Raw genomic sequence first — 13,992 nt, 5'->3', positions numbered from 1 at the left:
GGAGCGAACATTGTGAAGCAAGACACCAGCGGAAGCCGGCCGACGCCCACCCTGGAAATGGTGGCCGCGCTGGCCGGCGTCTCCCGTGCCACCGTGTCCCGCGTGGTCAATGACGTGCCGAGCGTGGATGAGGACATCGCCGCCAAGGTGCGCCAGGCGATTCTCGCCGTCAACTACACACCCAACCGGGCTGCCCGTTCGCTGGCAAGCAGGCGCCCCAACTCCGTGACGCTCATTGTGCCCGAGTCCACCTCCAAGGTCTTCGCGGACCCGTTCTTCGCATCAGTGGTCCAGGGCGTGGCGCTGTACCTGGCGGACACGGATTACACCCTGAACATGGTCATCGCCTCCGAAGCCAAGCCGGAGAAAACCAGGGCCTTCCTGCTTGGCGGGAACGTGGCCGGTGCCCTGGTGGTGTCCCACCACGCAGGGGACCGGTCCTGGACCCACCTCAGCGATTACATCCCCATGGTGTTCGCGGGCAGGCCACTGGGCGAAAGCGCCAGCTACTACGTGGATGTGGACAACGAGGCTGCGGCGGCAGGAGCCACCCGGGTGCTGATTGAGAGCGGGCGAACCAATATCGCCACCATCGCCGGCCCCCAGGACATGCCGCCGGGCATCGACCGCGTCAACGGGTGGAGGGCGGCCATGGCGGAGGCCGGGCTGGATGATTCCCGGGTTGAGTACGGTGACTTCACCCTGGCCTCCGGGGCCAAGGCGATGCGCCGCCTCCTCGGCAGCGGGAAGCCGGTTGACGGTGTGTTCGTAGCCAACGACCAGATGGCCGCCGGTGCCTACACAGTGCTGCAGGAACGGGGGCTGCGCATACCCGAGGATGTGGCCGTGGTTGGCTTCGATGACGATTCGTTCGCCACTTCAGTCAATCCCCAGCTGACCACGGTGCACCACCCGATTATCGAGATGGGCAAGAAGATGGCAGAAATCCTGGTGGACCTCATCGAGGGGAAAGACACAGCACGCGTCACGCAGATTCCTACGTCACTCGTGATCCGGGAGTCCGTCTGATGGAGTACACCAACCCGGGCGGGCAGGCGCCGCAGAGTGGCCGGACCCTCCGCTGGGGCATTGTGGCCACAGGGCGGATCGCGCATAAGGTCACCCGTGACCTCGCCCGCCTTGAAGATGCCCAACTCCAGGCAGTGAGTTCGCGCAGCCAGGGCTCAGCCCGGGCATTCGCGGAAGAACACGGCTTCGCGGCCAGCTACCATGACGGTCCCTCCGGATCCGGGTACCAGCAGCTCTTTGCCGATCCCGGCGTGGACGTGGTGTATGTTGCCACGCCCCATGCGCAGCACTTCGAGGTTGTCCGTGCCGCGCTGGAAGCCGGAAAACACGTCCTCTGCGAGAAGCCCTTCACGATCAACGCCAGCGAAGCCCGGGAACTGGTCCAGCTGGCAGGGGAGCGCAACCTGTTCCTGATGGAGGCCGTCTGGACGCGCTTCCTGCCCGCAACCCGCCGTGCCCTGGAGCTGATCCGCGGCGGCACCATTGGAACGGTGCGCTGGGTCCAGGCTGATCTGGGCTTTCCCGCAGCCTATGATCCTGCGGACAGGCTATGGGACCCTGCGGCTGGCGGCGGTGCACTCCTGGACCTCGCGGTCTACCCGTTGACCTGGGCAGTTGCGGCACTTGGCTTCCCCCAAAGGCTCACGGCCCAAGGCCACCTGAACCAGGACGGCGTAGATGTCCAAAACACCCTCACACTCGAGTACCCGGAGGGGGCTGCAGCCCAGCTCACTTCCTCGCTCCGGGCTGCCGGTCCCGGCATGGCAACCATCAGTGGAACAGGAGGCTGGATACGGACCGGGTCCCCGCTCTATAACCCGCGCACGCTGGAGATCTGCGGACTGGACGGCAGGATCGAGGTGGAGGACTTCCACGAAGAAGCCGAGGGCTTCATCCACGAACTGCGCGAAACAGCCCGCTGCATCCGCGCCGGCCTGCAGGAAAGCCCGCTGATGCCTTGGACCGAAACCGTGCAGGTGATGGAGCTGCTGGACCAGGCCCGGGAACAGTTGGGCCTGCGCTATGCGAACGATGTGCGGGAGGCCAGCACCTAGAGCGCGGGCAGCACGTCCCGGGCTTCGCGGGCATCCATCCCCGTGGCCTCCAGCAGGTCCACCATCAGCGGCCGGTACAGCATCACCACCGTCTCGCCCTCAAGCCGCTGCACCTCCAGCAGCTTGGGATGCAGGCGCAGGGCGATCTCGCTCAGGTCCTGGCGGGCGCTCCGCAGGTGGGCGCGGCGGACGCCGTCGTGCGTTTCTGCCAGCCCCAGCGAAAGCTCATCAATGGCGGCAGCGGTCTCCTGCAGCACCTCCGCGATGTTTTCTGTTGCCTCGTCCGACAACGCCGCGTGGTTGATGGCGCTGGTCAGGCGGCGGGCGAACACCCGGCTGTTCCGCAGCGCCAGGTCAATGAAGTCGAGCGACTGTTTGAGCCGGTCCAGCTCGTACCGGTGCCTCCTGTAGGCGGGCGCCAGGGTGGCCACCTCTCCCGAAGCCCGCAGGGACTGGCGCATCCCGTCCACCAGCGGCTGGCAGTTCCTGCCCCGGATGAGGGCATGCCACGCCTGGGTGGAGTCGCTGTTGACGAGTGCGCCGGCGCACTCGCGCAGCACCTCGGCCAGCTCATGCAGCAGCTTCTGGACGTCCTTGCGGGGTTCACGGCGGGGGTCCTTGGGGGCCAGGATGGTCACCAGCAGGGCGAAGAGTCCGCCCACTACGGCATCGATGCTCCTGGTAAACGGACCACCCGACGGTGCGGGCAGCAGCACCACCAGCAGCGACTGAAGGGCCAGTTGGGTGGTGAAGATGTTCCCGCTGTCCAGGAACCTGGCGAGCAGGATGGAAAACAAAAGGACGACGGCGGCCTGCCAGATTCCGGCGCCCAGCCAGTGCAGGAGCAGGTCGCCCACCGCGATGCCGATGGTGCAGCCCAGGCCCACCTCCAGTACCCGCCGCAGGCGGGGTTCCCGGGAGAAACCAAGCGCGATCAGCGATGATGTAGCCGCGAAGAGGGGGCCGGAGTGGCCCAGGACATATTCAGCGAAGGCGTACGCGCCCACGGCACAGACCGTCATCTGGATGGCCGGAACCAGCGAGTTACGGCTCCGGATCATGCCGGTGCGGAAGCGGCCGCGCAGGAACCGCCTGCCTGCTGAAAGTCCTGCTGCGGGAGCCATGCCGTCCAGTCTATTGCTGGCAGGCACTTTTCCCTTGGCGCCCTCTCTGGCGCCGCTGCACTACGGCCGGACATGTGATCTGCGCAATGGTGACCGGGCATTTGTCAGCCAATATCCCGCCGTCGTTAATCCTCCGTTCACTTTGGTCCGCCCATCCCGTTACCTGCGGGGCTTAACTTCGTTGAAGGTACAAAACCTACGCATCGCGCAGCAGGGTTCTCCGTCCTGCAGCGCACCTGAATATCCCTGGAAGGGGTACATCTAGTGAAGGCACTCCGCTTCGGCCGCCACGCGGCTATCGCTGTTCTTGCAGTCGGCGCACTCGCGCTTACGTCCTGCGGTTCAGACAACGCCACGGGCACCGCTCCGGCAGGCACCCAGACTTCAGGTTCCAATGTCACCGGCACGCTGACGGGCATCGGCTCCTCCGCGCAGGGCGCGGCCATGGACGCCTGGAAGACCGAGTTTGCCGCCGCAAACTCCGGCGCCACCGTGCAGTATTCACCGGATGGCTCCGGCGCAGGCCGCAAGGCGCTGCTGGATGGTTCCGCACAGTTCGGCGGTTCCGACGCCTACCTGAAGGACGAGGAATACGCGCAGTCCCAGGAGACGTGCGGGCCTGATGGCGCCCTCAATATCCCGGTCTACATCTCACCGATCGCCATCGCGTTCAACCTGCCCGGCATCACCGAGCTGAAGCTGGATGCGGCCACCGTGGCCAAGATCTTCCGCGGCGAGATTGCCAATTGGAACGACCCCGCCATCGCTGCGCTCAACGAAGGTGTCAGCCTTCCGGACCTCAAGGTCACCCCCGTGAGCCGCTCCGACGATTCCGGCACCACCACCAACTTCACCGACTACCTGGCTGCTGCTGCACCCGAGGCCTGGACTGACAAGGCATCCGGTGTATGGCCTGCATCCCTGCAGGGCGAGAACGCCAAGGGCACGTCCGGTGTGGTCAAGACCGTCACTGACACCCCCGGCGCAATCACCTACGCGGACGACTCTGCGGTCAGCGGAACCCTCGGCGTTGCACAGATCAAGGTGGGCGAAAGCTTCACCGAGATTTCGGCAGAAGCCGCAGCCAAGGCAGTGGATGCGGGCACGCCGGTTGAAGGACGCTCCGCCAACGACCTGTCCATCAAGCTGGACCGCAAGACCACCTCTGAGGGCGCGTACCCGATCGTCCTGGTCTCCTTCCACGTCGTGTGCTCAACCTACGAAAGCCAGGAAACCGTTGACCTGGTCAAGGCCTTCGAAACCTATGTAGTCTCCGAGGAAGGCCAGCAGGCCGCCGCAGATTCGGCAAAGTCTGCTCCGCTGTCCTCTGACCTGGCAGAGAAGGCAACCAAGGCCATCGAGTCCATCAAGGTCAAGTCCTAAGTACCGCACCGAACCCGGGTTCCCCGCCTGCCGAGAGGCAGTGCGGGGAACTTCGGTTTGAACGCAGCATCTTTCAGTGTCAGTAAACGATCGAAGGGCCGTCGAATGACCGCCACCACCTTGACTGGTAACCAGGGCGCTGGCCGCGCCGGGGACAAGATTTTTTCCGGTGCCGCCATGGCCGCCGGTTGCCTTATCCTTGCCGTCCTCTTCGGCGTCGCACTCTTCCTGGTAGTCCAGGCCATCCCGGCACTCACCGCACCCGCCGCCGAGATCCAGGGCGGGGAAGGCTTCTTTGCCTACATCTGGCCTATCGTCATCGGCACGCTCATCGCAGCAGCCATTGCACTGGTGATCGCGACCCCGATCGCGATCGGCGTGGCTCTTTTCATCTCCCACTTCGCGCCCCGCGGACTGGCCGCCGGACTGGGATACCTTGTGGACCTCCTCGCAGCTATTCCGTCCGTGGTCTACGGCGCGTGGGGAGCTGCCTTCCTGGCAAAGGAAATCTCGCCGGCCTACAACTGGCTCGCCGCGAACATGGGCTGGCTGCCTATCTTCCAGGGACCTGCCTCCGCCACGGGCAAGACCATCCTTACCGCGGGCATCGTGCTCTCCGTCATGGTGCTTCCCATCATCACCTCACTTTCCCGGGAAATCTTCCTGCAGACCCCAAAACTGCATGAGGAAGCGGCGCTCGCGCTGGGTGCCACCCGCTGGGAAATGATCAAGATGTCCGTCCTGCCCTTCGCACGCCCCGGCATCATCAGCGCCGTCATGCTTGGCCTGGGCCGGGCCCTGGGCGAGACCATGGCCGTGGCCCTGGTGCTCTCCTCCGGCGCCCTCACGGCCAGCCTGATCCAGTCCGGAAACCAGACCATCGCCGCTGAGATCGCCCTGAACTTCCCGGAGGCCAGCGGGCTCAAGGTCAGCACCCTGATCGCCGCAGGCCTGGTCCTGTTCGTCATCACCCTGGCCGTGAACATGATCGCGCGCTGGATCATCACCCGGCACAAAGAATTCTCGGGAGCCAACTAAATGACCTCCACGCTTACCCCCGTGCGCAGCAAGCGCTCGGCACTCACCAAGGGGCAGCTGCCCAAGTACGCCCCCTACGTGGTCCTGGCCGCAGCGTTGATCGCCGGCGCAGCGATCCTGGCGCTGGTGGGCTTCAACGCATTCGGCTGGGGAATCGTCTCGGCGATCCTTTTCGCCGTCGGACTGGTGTCCTGGAGCGCCGCCGTCGAAGGCTCCCGCAAAGCCAAGGACAAGCTGGCCACCTGCCTGGTGGTGGGCTCCTTCCTCATAGCACTGCTCCCGCTCTTCTCGGTGATCTGGACTGTCCTGGTCAACGGAATCCCCGGCCTTCTGGCACCCGGCTTCATGACCACCTCCATGAACGGCGTCACCGGAGTCTTCGACAACCGTGCAGTTGAGGACGGCGCACCGGTCATCGGCGGCATCTACCACGCGCTGCTGGGAACCATCCAGATCACCCTGCTGGCCACCATCATCTCCGTGCCGGTGGGGCTGCTGACCGCCATTTACCTGGTGGAGTACGGCAACGACGGACGCCTGGCCCGCGCCATCACGTTCTTCGTGGACGTCATGACCGGCATCCCCTCCATCGTGGCGGGCCTCTTCGCGGCGGCCTTCTTCTTCGCCGTGGTGGGCCCGGGAACCAAAACCGGCGCCGTGGCCGCCGTCGCGCTTTCCGTGCTGATGATCCCGGTGGTAGTGCGTTCCAGCGAGGAAATGCTGAAGATCGTCCCCAACGAACTGCGCGAAGCGGCGTACGCCCTGGGCGTGCGCAAGTGGCGCACCATCCTCAAGGTGGTGATTCCGACGGCGATCTCCGGCATCGCGTCGGGCGTCACCTTGGCGATCGCCCGCGTTATTGGCGAGACGGCGCCCATCCTGGTCACCGCCGGGTTTGCCACCAGCATCAACTCGAACGTGTTCAGCGGCTGGATGGCGTCGCTGCCCACCTTCATCTACACCCAGATCCTGAACCCCACCTCGCCGGCGAACCCCGACCCGTCGTCGCAGCGCGCCTGGGGTGCCGCTTTGGTGCTGATCATCCTGGTGATGGTCCTCAACCTCGCGGCACGGCTCATTGCCAGGATCTTCGCCCCCAAGACCGGCCGCTGACGGCCGGGCTTCCCCGCCCCCTTCCGGTCCCGCGGTCCGGATGCCAGACTTCAATTCATACCCAGTTAGTGAAGGAACACCATGTCTAAGCGCATCGACGTCAAGGACCTGAATGTCTACTACGGCGATTTCCTTGCCGTGGAGGACGTCACCATCAACATCGAGGCCAAGTCCGTTACTGCTTTCATCGGCCCCTCGGGCTGCGGTAAGTCCACGTTCCTGCGGACACTGAACCGCATGCATGAGGTCCTCCCCGGTGCCCGTGTGGAAGGCGAGGTCCTGCTGGACGGGGACAACCTCTACGGCCCTGGCGTGGACCCCGTCACCGTCCGCTCGCAGATCGGCATGGTGTTCCAGCGGCCCAACCCGTTCCCCACCATGTCCATCCGCGACAACGTGCTGGCGGGCGTGAAGTTGAACAACAAGAAGATCTCCAAGGGTGAGGCCGATGTCCTGGTGGAACGCTCCCTGAAGGGTGCCAACCTGTGGAACGAGGTCAAGGACCGCCTGGAGAAGCCCGGCTCCGGCCTCTCCGGCGGCCAGCAGCAGCGGCTTTGCATTGCCCGGGCCATCGCCGTGGAACCGCAGGTGATCCTCATGGACGAGCCGTGTTCTGCCCTGGACCCCATCTCCACGCTGGCCATTGAAGACCTCATCAATGAGCTCAAGGACCAGTACACCGTGGTGATCGTCACCCACAACATGCAGCAGGCAGCCCGGGTTTCGGACCGCACCGCCTTCTTCAACATCGCAGGCACCGGCAAGCCCGGCAAGCTCATTGAGGTGGGGGACACCCAGACCATCTTCAGCAACCCCGTCCAGAAGGCCACTGAGGACTACGTCTCCGGCCGGTTCGGGTAAAGCCACAGATGCAGGTGGCCCTCGGGGAGGGGCACGGGCCCGCTGCGGTGCAGATTCAAGGTTCGAAAAAGGCTGCTGGCCAGAAGCCCAAGCATTTAGTACGCTGAACTAGATACTTTGGAAACTAGTAAATAGCATGCTTAGGAGTTTTCCCTTGACGCAGATGGCAACCGGCCGCAGAGGCCGCCAGCTTAGAGTTTCCAGGCCCGGGACCGCGGATGCCGTCCAGCAGAACGATCCCCTTGAGCATCTGTACACCGCTGCCCCTGTGTCCCTCGAGGGCGCGGGGGCTCCGGTTTCTTCCGGCGACGCCGGGCTGGCCGCAGCTCCTGCGTCTTTCGCCGGATCCGCCGTTGCGGCCGGTGAGGACTACGTTTCCGCGGTATGGCGCACCAGCTCGTACCTGGAAACCGTCCAGTGGGAGCTCGACGTCGCCCACGAGTCGCTCAGGCAGGCCATCCGGCAGGCGGCGAGCCACGGGGTGGACCAGGGTGCGCTGCTCCAGGCGGCGAACATGACGCCGGAGGAGCTGGCAACAGCCCTGCTGGACAGCCCTCCTGTGTTTCCCGCAGCCACGTAGGTCATGCTGCGGAGGCGTGCTGCTACTCCGGGACTTCCAGCTGGAAGCCGCACCGGCACCGCAGGACCCGCGTTGGCAGGCAGACCATGTTCAGGCTGCCGCCGTTGTTGCTGCTCCGGTAGCAAAGCCTTTCGATTTCCAGCCCCGCCTCCTCCAGCGGGAATCCACAGTGGATGTAGTCATCGCCGAACATGATGACCTTGGCCATCCAGCGGACCTGGTGGAGGGCCGCGGCAACATCCCCCGCGTAGGCGAGGTGCTCGCTGAACAGCCCGCAGTCGTTGCAGGTGTATGAGACGGTGACCAGGTCCCCGTTGGCTGCCCCCATCGCCCTGATGGCATGGATGGTCAGCTGGTGCTCCGTACCGCAGGTTTCGCAGCGCAGCTGGCGTGGCTGGGGTGGGGAGTGCCGGGGATTCGAAGTAGACACGATGCCTGCTCTTTTCCACAGTGTGCGTCCTGGCCGCCGATATGCTGCAGCGGCGTTGTCCGCGGCCGTGCACCCGGCGGCGGATGTTTGTCCCCTACTGCTGTTGTGGCTTCGGAATGCTGGGGACCCACTTTTGAATCTACGTCACGGGACTTCGGCTGTACAAGGAAGTGGAGGCAACCGTAGTGAACCCGTAACCCGGGGCCGGTCCCGTGGACCTAGCGTGCGAACGGGGTCATCGCCAGCGCCAGCACAAACGCCAGTGCGGCCGTGGCCAGCGGGGTCAGCAACCAGAGCCCCACGATCCGGATCACCAGCTTCCGGTTCGTCACGGAGAAATGCTGGTTCTCGCCTGCGCCCAGGACCGCCGCGGTCACCGTGTGCGTGGTGGACAGCGGCCAGTGGAGCCCGATGGCGCCCACGAAGAGCATCACCGCGCTGAAGATCTGGGCCACCGAGCCCCGCAGGGGATCGATCCGGGTGATCTTGTACGCGATGGTGTGCGAGATCCGCCAGCCGCCGAACAAGGTCCCGGCAGCCATCATGACGGCGGACAGCAGTACCACCCACAGGGGTATGGTGCCGGGGTCGGCATACCCTGCCGCCAGCAGGGCCAGCAGCAGCACTGCGCTCACCCTCTGCCCGTCCTGCAGGCCATGCCCGAAAGCGACGGCCCCGGCAGCGATGGCCTGGCTCCGGCGGAAGCGGTGGTTGACCACGTTGGGCTGTGTGTGGCGCGCCGCCCACGTGGCCGGATACACCAGCATGAAGGCGCCGCTGTAGGCAACGAGAGGGGAGAGTACCAGCGGCAGCACCACCTGGAACAGCAGGGACTGGTCCACACCACCGACGCCGGTGCCGCCCACCGCCAGGCTGGCCAGTCCCGCCCCGGCCAGGCCGCCCACCAGGGCGTGCGTGGAGGAGGCCGGAATGCCCCGCCACCACAACAGGATTCCCCACGCGCAGGCGCTCGCCAGGCCGGCCACCAGGATGCTCAGGCCCCCGTTGCCCGATGGAAGGCTGATCCAGGCCTGGCTGACGGCCACGGCCAGGCCTGCGCTGAGCAGGGCGCCCACAAAGTTGAAGAAGGCCGCCAGCAGCACCGCCACGCTGGGAGTGAGTGCCCGGGTCCGCACTGCAAGCGCCACGGAAGTGGAAGCATCACGGAAGCCATTGAGGAACGTAAACGCCGCGGCCAGCAGGACCACGAATCCGAAGATGACCGGAGTCACCTCAGGATTCCTTGACGATGATGCTGCCCACCTGGGTGGCGATCCGCCGCATGTCCTTGGTGACTTCCACCAGCTGGTTGGCGATGTCCCGGTTACGGGAGTACTGGGCCCACTTCATGTCCTTGATCATGTCTGCCACCCACACCCGGTGCGTCCTCTCGGCGCGCTGGGCAAGGCGGAGGATTTCGATCCAGTAGTCCTCGAGATCGTCCAGGTTGTTGAGCCGGCGCATGGCATCCACTGTCAGTTCGGCCTGCCGGCTGATGATCTCCAGCTGGTCGGCCGCACGTTTGGGCAGCCGCTCCAGCTTGTACAGGGCCACCAGTTCGGCGGCCGCGTCCATCTTTTCCATTGCCTCGTTGAGGTACCGGGAGAGCGCATACATGTCCTCGCGGGGGAGGGGGTTCACGAAACTGGTGCGCATGTGCGTCAGGAGGGCGAAGTGCAGTTCAGCGGACCTGGCCTCGTGGTTGTGCATGTCCTCCACGAGCTTGCCGTGCTCGGCGGCGGGGACACCAAGGATTTCCGCCAGGGTGGCGCTGGCCAGCACGATCTGCTGGGCCAGCTGCGAAAGGAGGTTCAGCCCGGCGGGCTCCTGGGGAAAAAGGCGCAGCTTCACGTGTTTACCGGTCTCCGGGAAAAGTACAGGGCGGGAGGTTGCTGCCGTGTGACTTGACCCCGGCGGGCAACTGAGCCCAACTCTACCGGCCCGCGGCTGGGCACCTGTAAACAGCACTGCGAGGCCCCGGAAAAATGTGCCGGGAACCGGCCTGGGAGGTGCGGGAGGGGGAACCGGGCCGGGCGCCGGGCATGAAAATGGTGCCGAACCGGATACGCCTCTCGGCGGTAGGCCGCTCTAGGCGGCTAATTGTTGAAGCCCGGGGGTTTCGCGGCTCGGCACCGGTTTCAGTTTTCTACTTTGGCTGGCGCAAGTCAATCTTGACAGATGGGGCAAGGGCGGGGCAGCCGCCTGGTTCAGTCGAGTTCTCCCAGCCGCCACGCATTCGCGGCGTGCTCCAGGTCCTCTGCGGTCTTCACCAGCTGGTGCGAGTTCCGCGTGAGTTTGCTGGCGTGCGCCTCGTTGCCATGCTCGGCACCATCGGCGATGGTTGCCTGGCCGAGCGCCACAACCCGGCAAAACGCTGCGGAACGTTCCAGCGCAACGTCGAATTCGCCGTCGAACGCTCCGGAAAGGATGGCGTCCGCCATGCTCCGCATCTCATCGGCGCCCGGCGGCTCGGCCGCCCCGGCCACCACGTTGGATACCTGCGCGGTATCCTTACCGGCCCGGAAGTACACCGAGATGCGCTCCGGGTCCTGGACCGTGGCCGCACGCAGGGCGTACAGGCGCCACAGGGCGCCGGGCAGTGAACGCGCCGGGCTCTCCGCCCACATTTCCGCAATGGCTTCCAGCCCCTGCTCATCGGCAAGTTTCACCAGGCGCTCGGTGACCACGGGATCGTCGCTGTCACGGCCGTGGCGGACCAGTGCCTGGGCGGCAAGGTGGGCGGCCTCCGAGATGCGCGCGGGATCCGCGCCCCCGGCAAAGGGCTCGAAGTCGATGGGAGCGAAGGGCTTTGGCTTGTGGTGCCGGTTCGCGCCGCCGTACTGGCTGGATCCTGCTTGCTCACTCATGCCCCCACGCTACTCCTGTGCCGAGGGGGAAATCGAGCGTCCGCCCTCCCCGCCGCCGCTGGATTCCGCGGCGGGCGGCTGACCGGGAGCTCCGTCCGAACCCGCCGGAACCATGGGTTAGAGTATTAACGTCCAGAAATGGATTGGGCCGGGTGGCCCGCACACACGCTGCGAACCCATCCGGCAGGGGCCTTTAGCTCAGTTGGTAGAGCATCGGACTTTTAATCCGTGGGTCGTGGGTTCGAGCCCCACAGGGCCCACTCTTTGAGAGAAGAGTGGTACGTCCCCGGCATCCTGGCGACAGGACGCCGGGGACGTTTTCTTTTCCCTGTCCCGCATCCGCAAACAAGCCAGGATCTCCAGTGTCCAGGCCAACCAGGGTATCCGGGCCAACCGGCGGGCAGAATGGGCACATGGCAAAAAGCAGCAAGGGGCGGATGCCGCGCCTGGAAGACGTGGCGGACCGGGCAGGCGTCTCCCACCAGACCGTCTCCCGGGTTATCAACAACCACCCTAACGTCAGCGCAGCGACGCGCGCCAAGGTTGAGGCGGCCATCGCCGAACTGGGGTACCGGCGCAACACCGCTGCCCGGAGCCTGGTGACAAGGCGCTCGCAGACCATCGGTGTCCTGGCCAGCGAACTGTCACAGTACGGGCCGGCCAACACCCTCCTGGGCGTGGAACAGGCGGCGCGGAACGCCGGCTACTTCGTCAGCATCGCCGCCCTGCGCGAGGTCAGCCGGGATGCCATTGCCGACGCCGTGAGCCACTTCATGGACCAGGCCGTGGACGGGATTGCGGTACTGGTGCCGCACTCGGACACCCTGCTTGCCCTGGATGAGATGCGGCTGCCTGTGCCCGTGGTGGCCGTGGGGTCCCTTGGCAACAGCAACGTCAGCGGGGCCATGGTGGACCAGCGCGGCGGCGCCCGGCTCGCCGTCGAACACCTTATCGGGCAGGGGCACCGCCGGATCGGGCACCTGGCAGGGCCCCCGGACTGGATCGACGGTTCGGAGCGTGCGGAGGGCTGGCGCGAGGCCCTCCTGGGTGCCGGGCTTAAGGACGACCTCCTGTTGCAGGGCGACTGGAGTGCCGGCAGCGGGTATGCCGCCGGCCGGAAGCTCGCCGCCGATCGCCGTGCCACGGCACTCTTCGTGGGGAACGACCAGATGGCCCTGGGCATGCTGCGCGCGTTCGCCGAAGCGGGGGTCAGGGTGCCCGACGACGTCTCCGTGGTGGGCTTTGATGACCAGCCGGAATCGGGGTACTTCACCCCGCCGCTCACCACGGTGCGGCAGGACTTCGAGGAACTGGGCCGCCGCTGCATGGACATCATGCTCAAGGAGATCGAGGCCGGTGCCGCAGCGAGCTCCACCGTGGTCACGCCGGAACTGGTCCTCCGCGCCAGCACCGCCCCGCCTGTGGAGGCCGCCCCGTAACCGCGGTCATGGTGGGCACTGGGCCCGCCCAGGTGCGGGGCGCAAAAAATAATTAAAAGAATTTTCCATGCACGTGCATCCAACTCCGATGCTGCGCCGGTAGTAGAGGTGTAAGCAAAAAATGCCCGCGAGGCGGGCCGATCAATGGAGATAGACATGCGCAACAGGATTTTCACAGCAGGCGCCGGTGCAGCGGCAATCGCAGCAGCCATCGCTCTCGCCGGCCCGGCCCAGGCTGCGGAGGGGGACGCCCAGCTGTCCGTCCTCCACGGTGTTCCGGGCCTGACCGTCGACGTCTGGGTCAACGGTGACCGGACCCTCGATGACTTCACCCCCGGCAGCCTGGCCGGCCCGCTGGCACTGCCCGCAGGCGCCTACGAACTCGCCATCACCGCCTCGGATGCCGCCGACGCTTCCGCGGCCGTCATCGGCCCCGTCAGTGTCACACTGGCCGCCAACGGCAACTACACCGCCGTTGCCAACCTCGATGCAGCCGGCAACCCCACTGCCAACCTCTTCACCAATGACGTCTCCCAGATCGAGGCAGGCAAGGGCAAGCTGACCGTCCGGCACACCGCTGCCGCTCCCGCCGTCGATGTCCTGGCAGGCGGTACCCCCGTCATTACCAACCTCGCCAACCCGAACGAGCAGACGCTGACGCTGGACCCCGGCACCGTTCCGGCAGCGGTTGCCGCCACCGGGACCACTGACCCGGTCATCGGCCCGGCCGACGTCACGATCGCCGAAGGCACGCACACCATCGTGTACGCCTGGGGCAGCCTCGCGGACTCGAACCTGCAGCTCGCCGTGCAGACCATCGAGGGCCTGCACTCCGCTCCGGGTTCAGTACCGGGTGCCCTTGACGGCTCCACCGTTGCCGCTCCGGCGGACTCCACCGCCCTCATGGTCGGCTTCGGCGCCGCAGCCCTGGCACTGCTCCTCGGCGGCGTGGGCGTAGCCCGCACCGTTTCCGCCCGCCGGGCAGAGTAGCACCACTGGCAGCCGCCCGGCGAGTGCCGGGCGGCTGCCGCTTTTCCCATCCCTGATGCAGGTTCCTTCCAAGGCCTGCCGAG

General features: G+C 65.9%; 14 protein-coding genes and 1 tRNA gene. 10 read left to right on the top strand and 5 right to left on the bottom strand.

The genetic code is table 11. The features are described from left to right. Nucleotides 1-12 precede the first annotated feature (12 nt). Both ACKAE7_RS05640 and ACKAE7_RS05635 read left to right on the top strand, forming a co-directional pair. Nucleotides 13-1,029 (top strand): LacI family DNA-binding transcriptional regulator, encoded by a 1,017-nt coding sequence (locus tag ACKAE7_RS05640; protein WP_104185657.1) that lies wholly within the window; start codon nucleotides 13-15, stop codon nucleotides 1,027-1,029. Beyond that, entirely contained in the window at nucleotides 1,029-2,084 is a 1,056-nt protein-coding gene (locus ACKAE7_RS05635; protein WP_188810036.1) for a Gfo/Idh/MocA family protein, read from the top strand. Before ACKAE7_RS05640 ends, ACKAE7_RS05635 begins: the two co-directional genes overlap by 1 nt. Here ACKAE7_RS05635 and ACKAE7_RS05630 read toward each other — a convergent pair. After that, the gene (locus ACKAE7_RS05630) at nucleotides 2,081-3,208 is read right to left on the bottom strand and encodes an aromatic acid exporter family protein (protein ID WP_104185655.1); all 1,128 of its coding nucleotides are present in this window, start codon (nucleotides 3,206-3,208) and stop codon (nucleotides 2,081-2,083) included. The two genes, ACKAE7_RS05635 and ACKAE7_RS05630, sit on opposite strands and share 4 nt — an antisense overlap. Before the next feature lie 264 nt (nucleotides 3,209-3,472). Between ACKAE7_RS05630 and pstS the strand changes: the two genes are divergently transcribed. The 5 genes from pstS (at nucleotide 3,473) to ACKAE7_RS05605 (ending at nucleotide 8,183) form a co-directional block, all read left to right on the top strand. Next, on the top strand, nucleotides 3,473-4,591 hold the full coding sequence (gene pstS, locus ACKAE7_RS05625; protein WP_188810045.1) for a phosphate ABC transporter substrate-binding protein PstS: 1,119 nt from the start codon (nucleotides 3,473-3,475) through the stop codon (nucleotides 4,589-4,591). A 105-nt stretch (nucleotides 4,592-4,696) separates the two neighbouring features. Then, nucleotides 4,697-5,629 (top strand): phosphate ABC transporter permease subunit PstC, encoded by a 933-nt coding sequence (pstC, locus tag ACKAE7_RS05620; RefSeq protein ID WP_104185653.1) that lies wholly within the window; start codon nucleotides 4,697-4,699, stop codon nucleotides 5,627-5,629. After that, on the top strand, nucleotides 5,630-6,742 hold the full coding sequence (gene pstA, locus ACKAE7_RS05615) for a phosphate ABC transporter permease PstA (RefSeq protein WP_188810047.1): 1,113 nt from the start codon (nucleotides 5,630-5,632) through the stop codon (nucleotides 6,740-6,742). 81 nt (nucleotides 6,743-6,823) lie between these two features. After that, nucleotides 6,824-7,603, top strand: a complete 780-nt coding sequence (gene pstB / locus ACKAE7_RS05610; RefSeq protein WP_066273199.1) for a phosphate ABC transporter ATP-binding protein PstB — start codon at nucleotides 6,824-6,826, stop codon at nucleotides 7,601-7,603. A gap of 163 nt (nucleotides 7,604-7,766) precedes the next feature. Then, complete coding sequence (locus ACKAE7_RS05605; RefSeq protein ID WP_408978681.1) at nucleotides 7,767-8,183, top strand: hypothetical protein; 417 nt, start codon at nucleotides 7,767-7,769, stop codon at nucleotides 8,181-8,183. A 22-nt stretch (nucleotides 8,184-8,205) separates the two neighbouring features. Here the strand turns inward: ACKAE7_RS05605 and ACKAE7_RS05600 are convergent, their stop codons facing one another. From ACKAE7_RS05600 to ACKAE7_RS05585, 4 genes are all read right to left on the bottom strand, one after another. After that, nucleotides 8,206-8,613 carry a hypothetical protein gene (locus ACKAE7_RS05600; RefSeq protein ID WP_188728969.1) on the bottom strand — a complete coding sequence of 136 codons (408 nt, stop codon included), beginning with the start codon at nucleotides 8,611-8,613 and terminating at the stop codon, nucleotides 8,206-8,208. Nucleotides 8,614-8,831: 218 nt separating this feature from the next. Then, nucleotides 8,832-9,845 carry an anion permease gene (locus ACKAE7_RS05595; protein ID WP_408978664.1) on the bottom strand — a complete coding sequence of 338 codons (1,014 nt, stop codon included), beginning with the start codon at nucleotides 9,843-9,845 and terminating at the stop codon, nucleotides 8,832-8,834. 1 nt (nucleotide 9,846) lies between these two features. Beyond that, a complete protein-coding gene (locus tag ACKAE7_RS05590) occupies nucleotides 9,847-10,464 on the bottom strand; it encodes a DUF47 domain-containing protein (RefSeq protein ID WP_408978663.1) in 618 nt (205 codons plus the stop codon). A gap of 356 nt (nucleotides 10,465-10,820) precedes the next feature. Next, nucleotides 10,821-11,480, bottom strand: a complete 660-nt coding sequence (locus ACKAE7_RS05585) for a hypothetical protein (protein ID WP_066273207.1) — start codon at nucleotides 11,478-11,480, stop codon at nucleotides 10,821-10,823. A 187-nt stretch (nucleotides 11,481-11,667) separates the two neighbouring features. Here ACKAE7_RS05585 and ACKAE7_RS05580 point away from each other — a divergent pair. The 3 genes from ACKAE7_RS05580 (at nucleotide 11,668) to ACKAE7_RS05570 (ending at nucleotide 13,909) form a co-directional block, all read left to right on the top strand. Continuing rightward, a tRNA-Lys gene (locus ACKAE7_RS05580) sits at nucleotides 11,668-11,740 on the top strand. 153 nt (nucleotides 11,741-11,893) lie between these two features. Then, the gene (locus tag ACKAE7_RS05575; RefSeq protein ID WP_188810058.1) at nucleotides 11,894-12,919 is read left to right on the top strand and encodes a LacI family DNA-binding transcriptional regulator; all 1,026 of its coding nucleotides are present in this window, start codon (nucleotides 11,894-11,896) and stop codon (nucleotides 12,917-12,919) included. A 156-nt stretch (nucleotides 12,920-13,075) separates the two neighbouring features. Further along, complete coding sequence (locus ACKAE7_RS05570) at nucleotides 13,076-13,909, top strand: DUF4397 domain-containing protein (RefSeq protein WP_188810060.1); 834 nt, start codon at nucleotides 13,076-13,078, stop codon at nucleotides 13,907-13,909. The last annotated feature ends 83 nt before the right edge of the window (nucleotides 13,910-13,992 follow it).

This window comes from Pseudarthrobacter sp. NKDBFgelt, assembly GCF_046097905.1.
In the GTDB taxonomy this organism is placed as follows: domain Bacteria; phylum Actinomycetota; class Actinomycetes; order Actinomycetales; family Micrococcaceae; genus Arthrobacter; species Arthrobacter polychromogenes.
Note: the sequence above shows the minus strand (reverse complement) of the source record. Positions and strands in the feature narration are given on the sequence as shown.

Coding starts and splice junctions, on each gene's coding strand:
- pstC (WP_104185653.1), top strand. CDS start 4,697: ATGACCGCCACCACCTTGACTGGTAACCAGGGCGCTGGCCGCGCCGGG.
- ACKAE7_RS05575 (WP_188810058.1), top strand. CDS start 11,894: ATGGCAAAAAGCAGCAAGGGGCGGATGCCGCGCCTGGAAGACGTGGCG.
- ACKAE7_RS05635 (WP_188810036.1), top strand. CDS start 1,029: ATGGAGTACACCAACCCGGGCGGGCAGGCGCCGCAGAGTGGCCGGACC.
- pstA (WP_188810047.1), top strand. CDS start 5,630: ATGACCTCCACGCTTACCCCCGTGCGCAGCAAGCGCTCGGCACTCACC.
- ACKAE7_RS05630 (WP_104185655.1), bottom strand. CDS start 3,208: ATGGCTCCCGCAGCAGGACTTTCAGCAGGCAGGCGGTTCCTGCGCGGC.
- pstB (WP_066273199.1), top strand. CDS start 6,824: ATGTCTAAGCGCATCGACGTCAAGGACCTGAATGTCTACTACGGCGAT.
- ACKAE7_RS05585 (WP_066273207.1), bottom strand. CDS start 11,480: ATGAGTGAGCAAGCAGGATCCAGCCAGTACGGCGGCGCGAACCGGCAC.
- ACKAE7_RS05605 (WP_408978681.1), top strand. CDS start 7,767: ATGGCAACCGGCCGCAGAGGCCGCCAGCTTAGAGTTTCCAGGCCCGGG.
- ACKAE7_RS05570 (WP_188810060.1), top strand. CDS start 13,076: ATGCGCAACAGGATTTTCACAGCAGGCGCCGGTGCAGCGGCAATCGCA.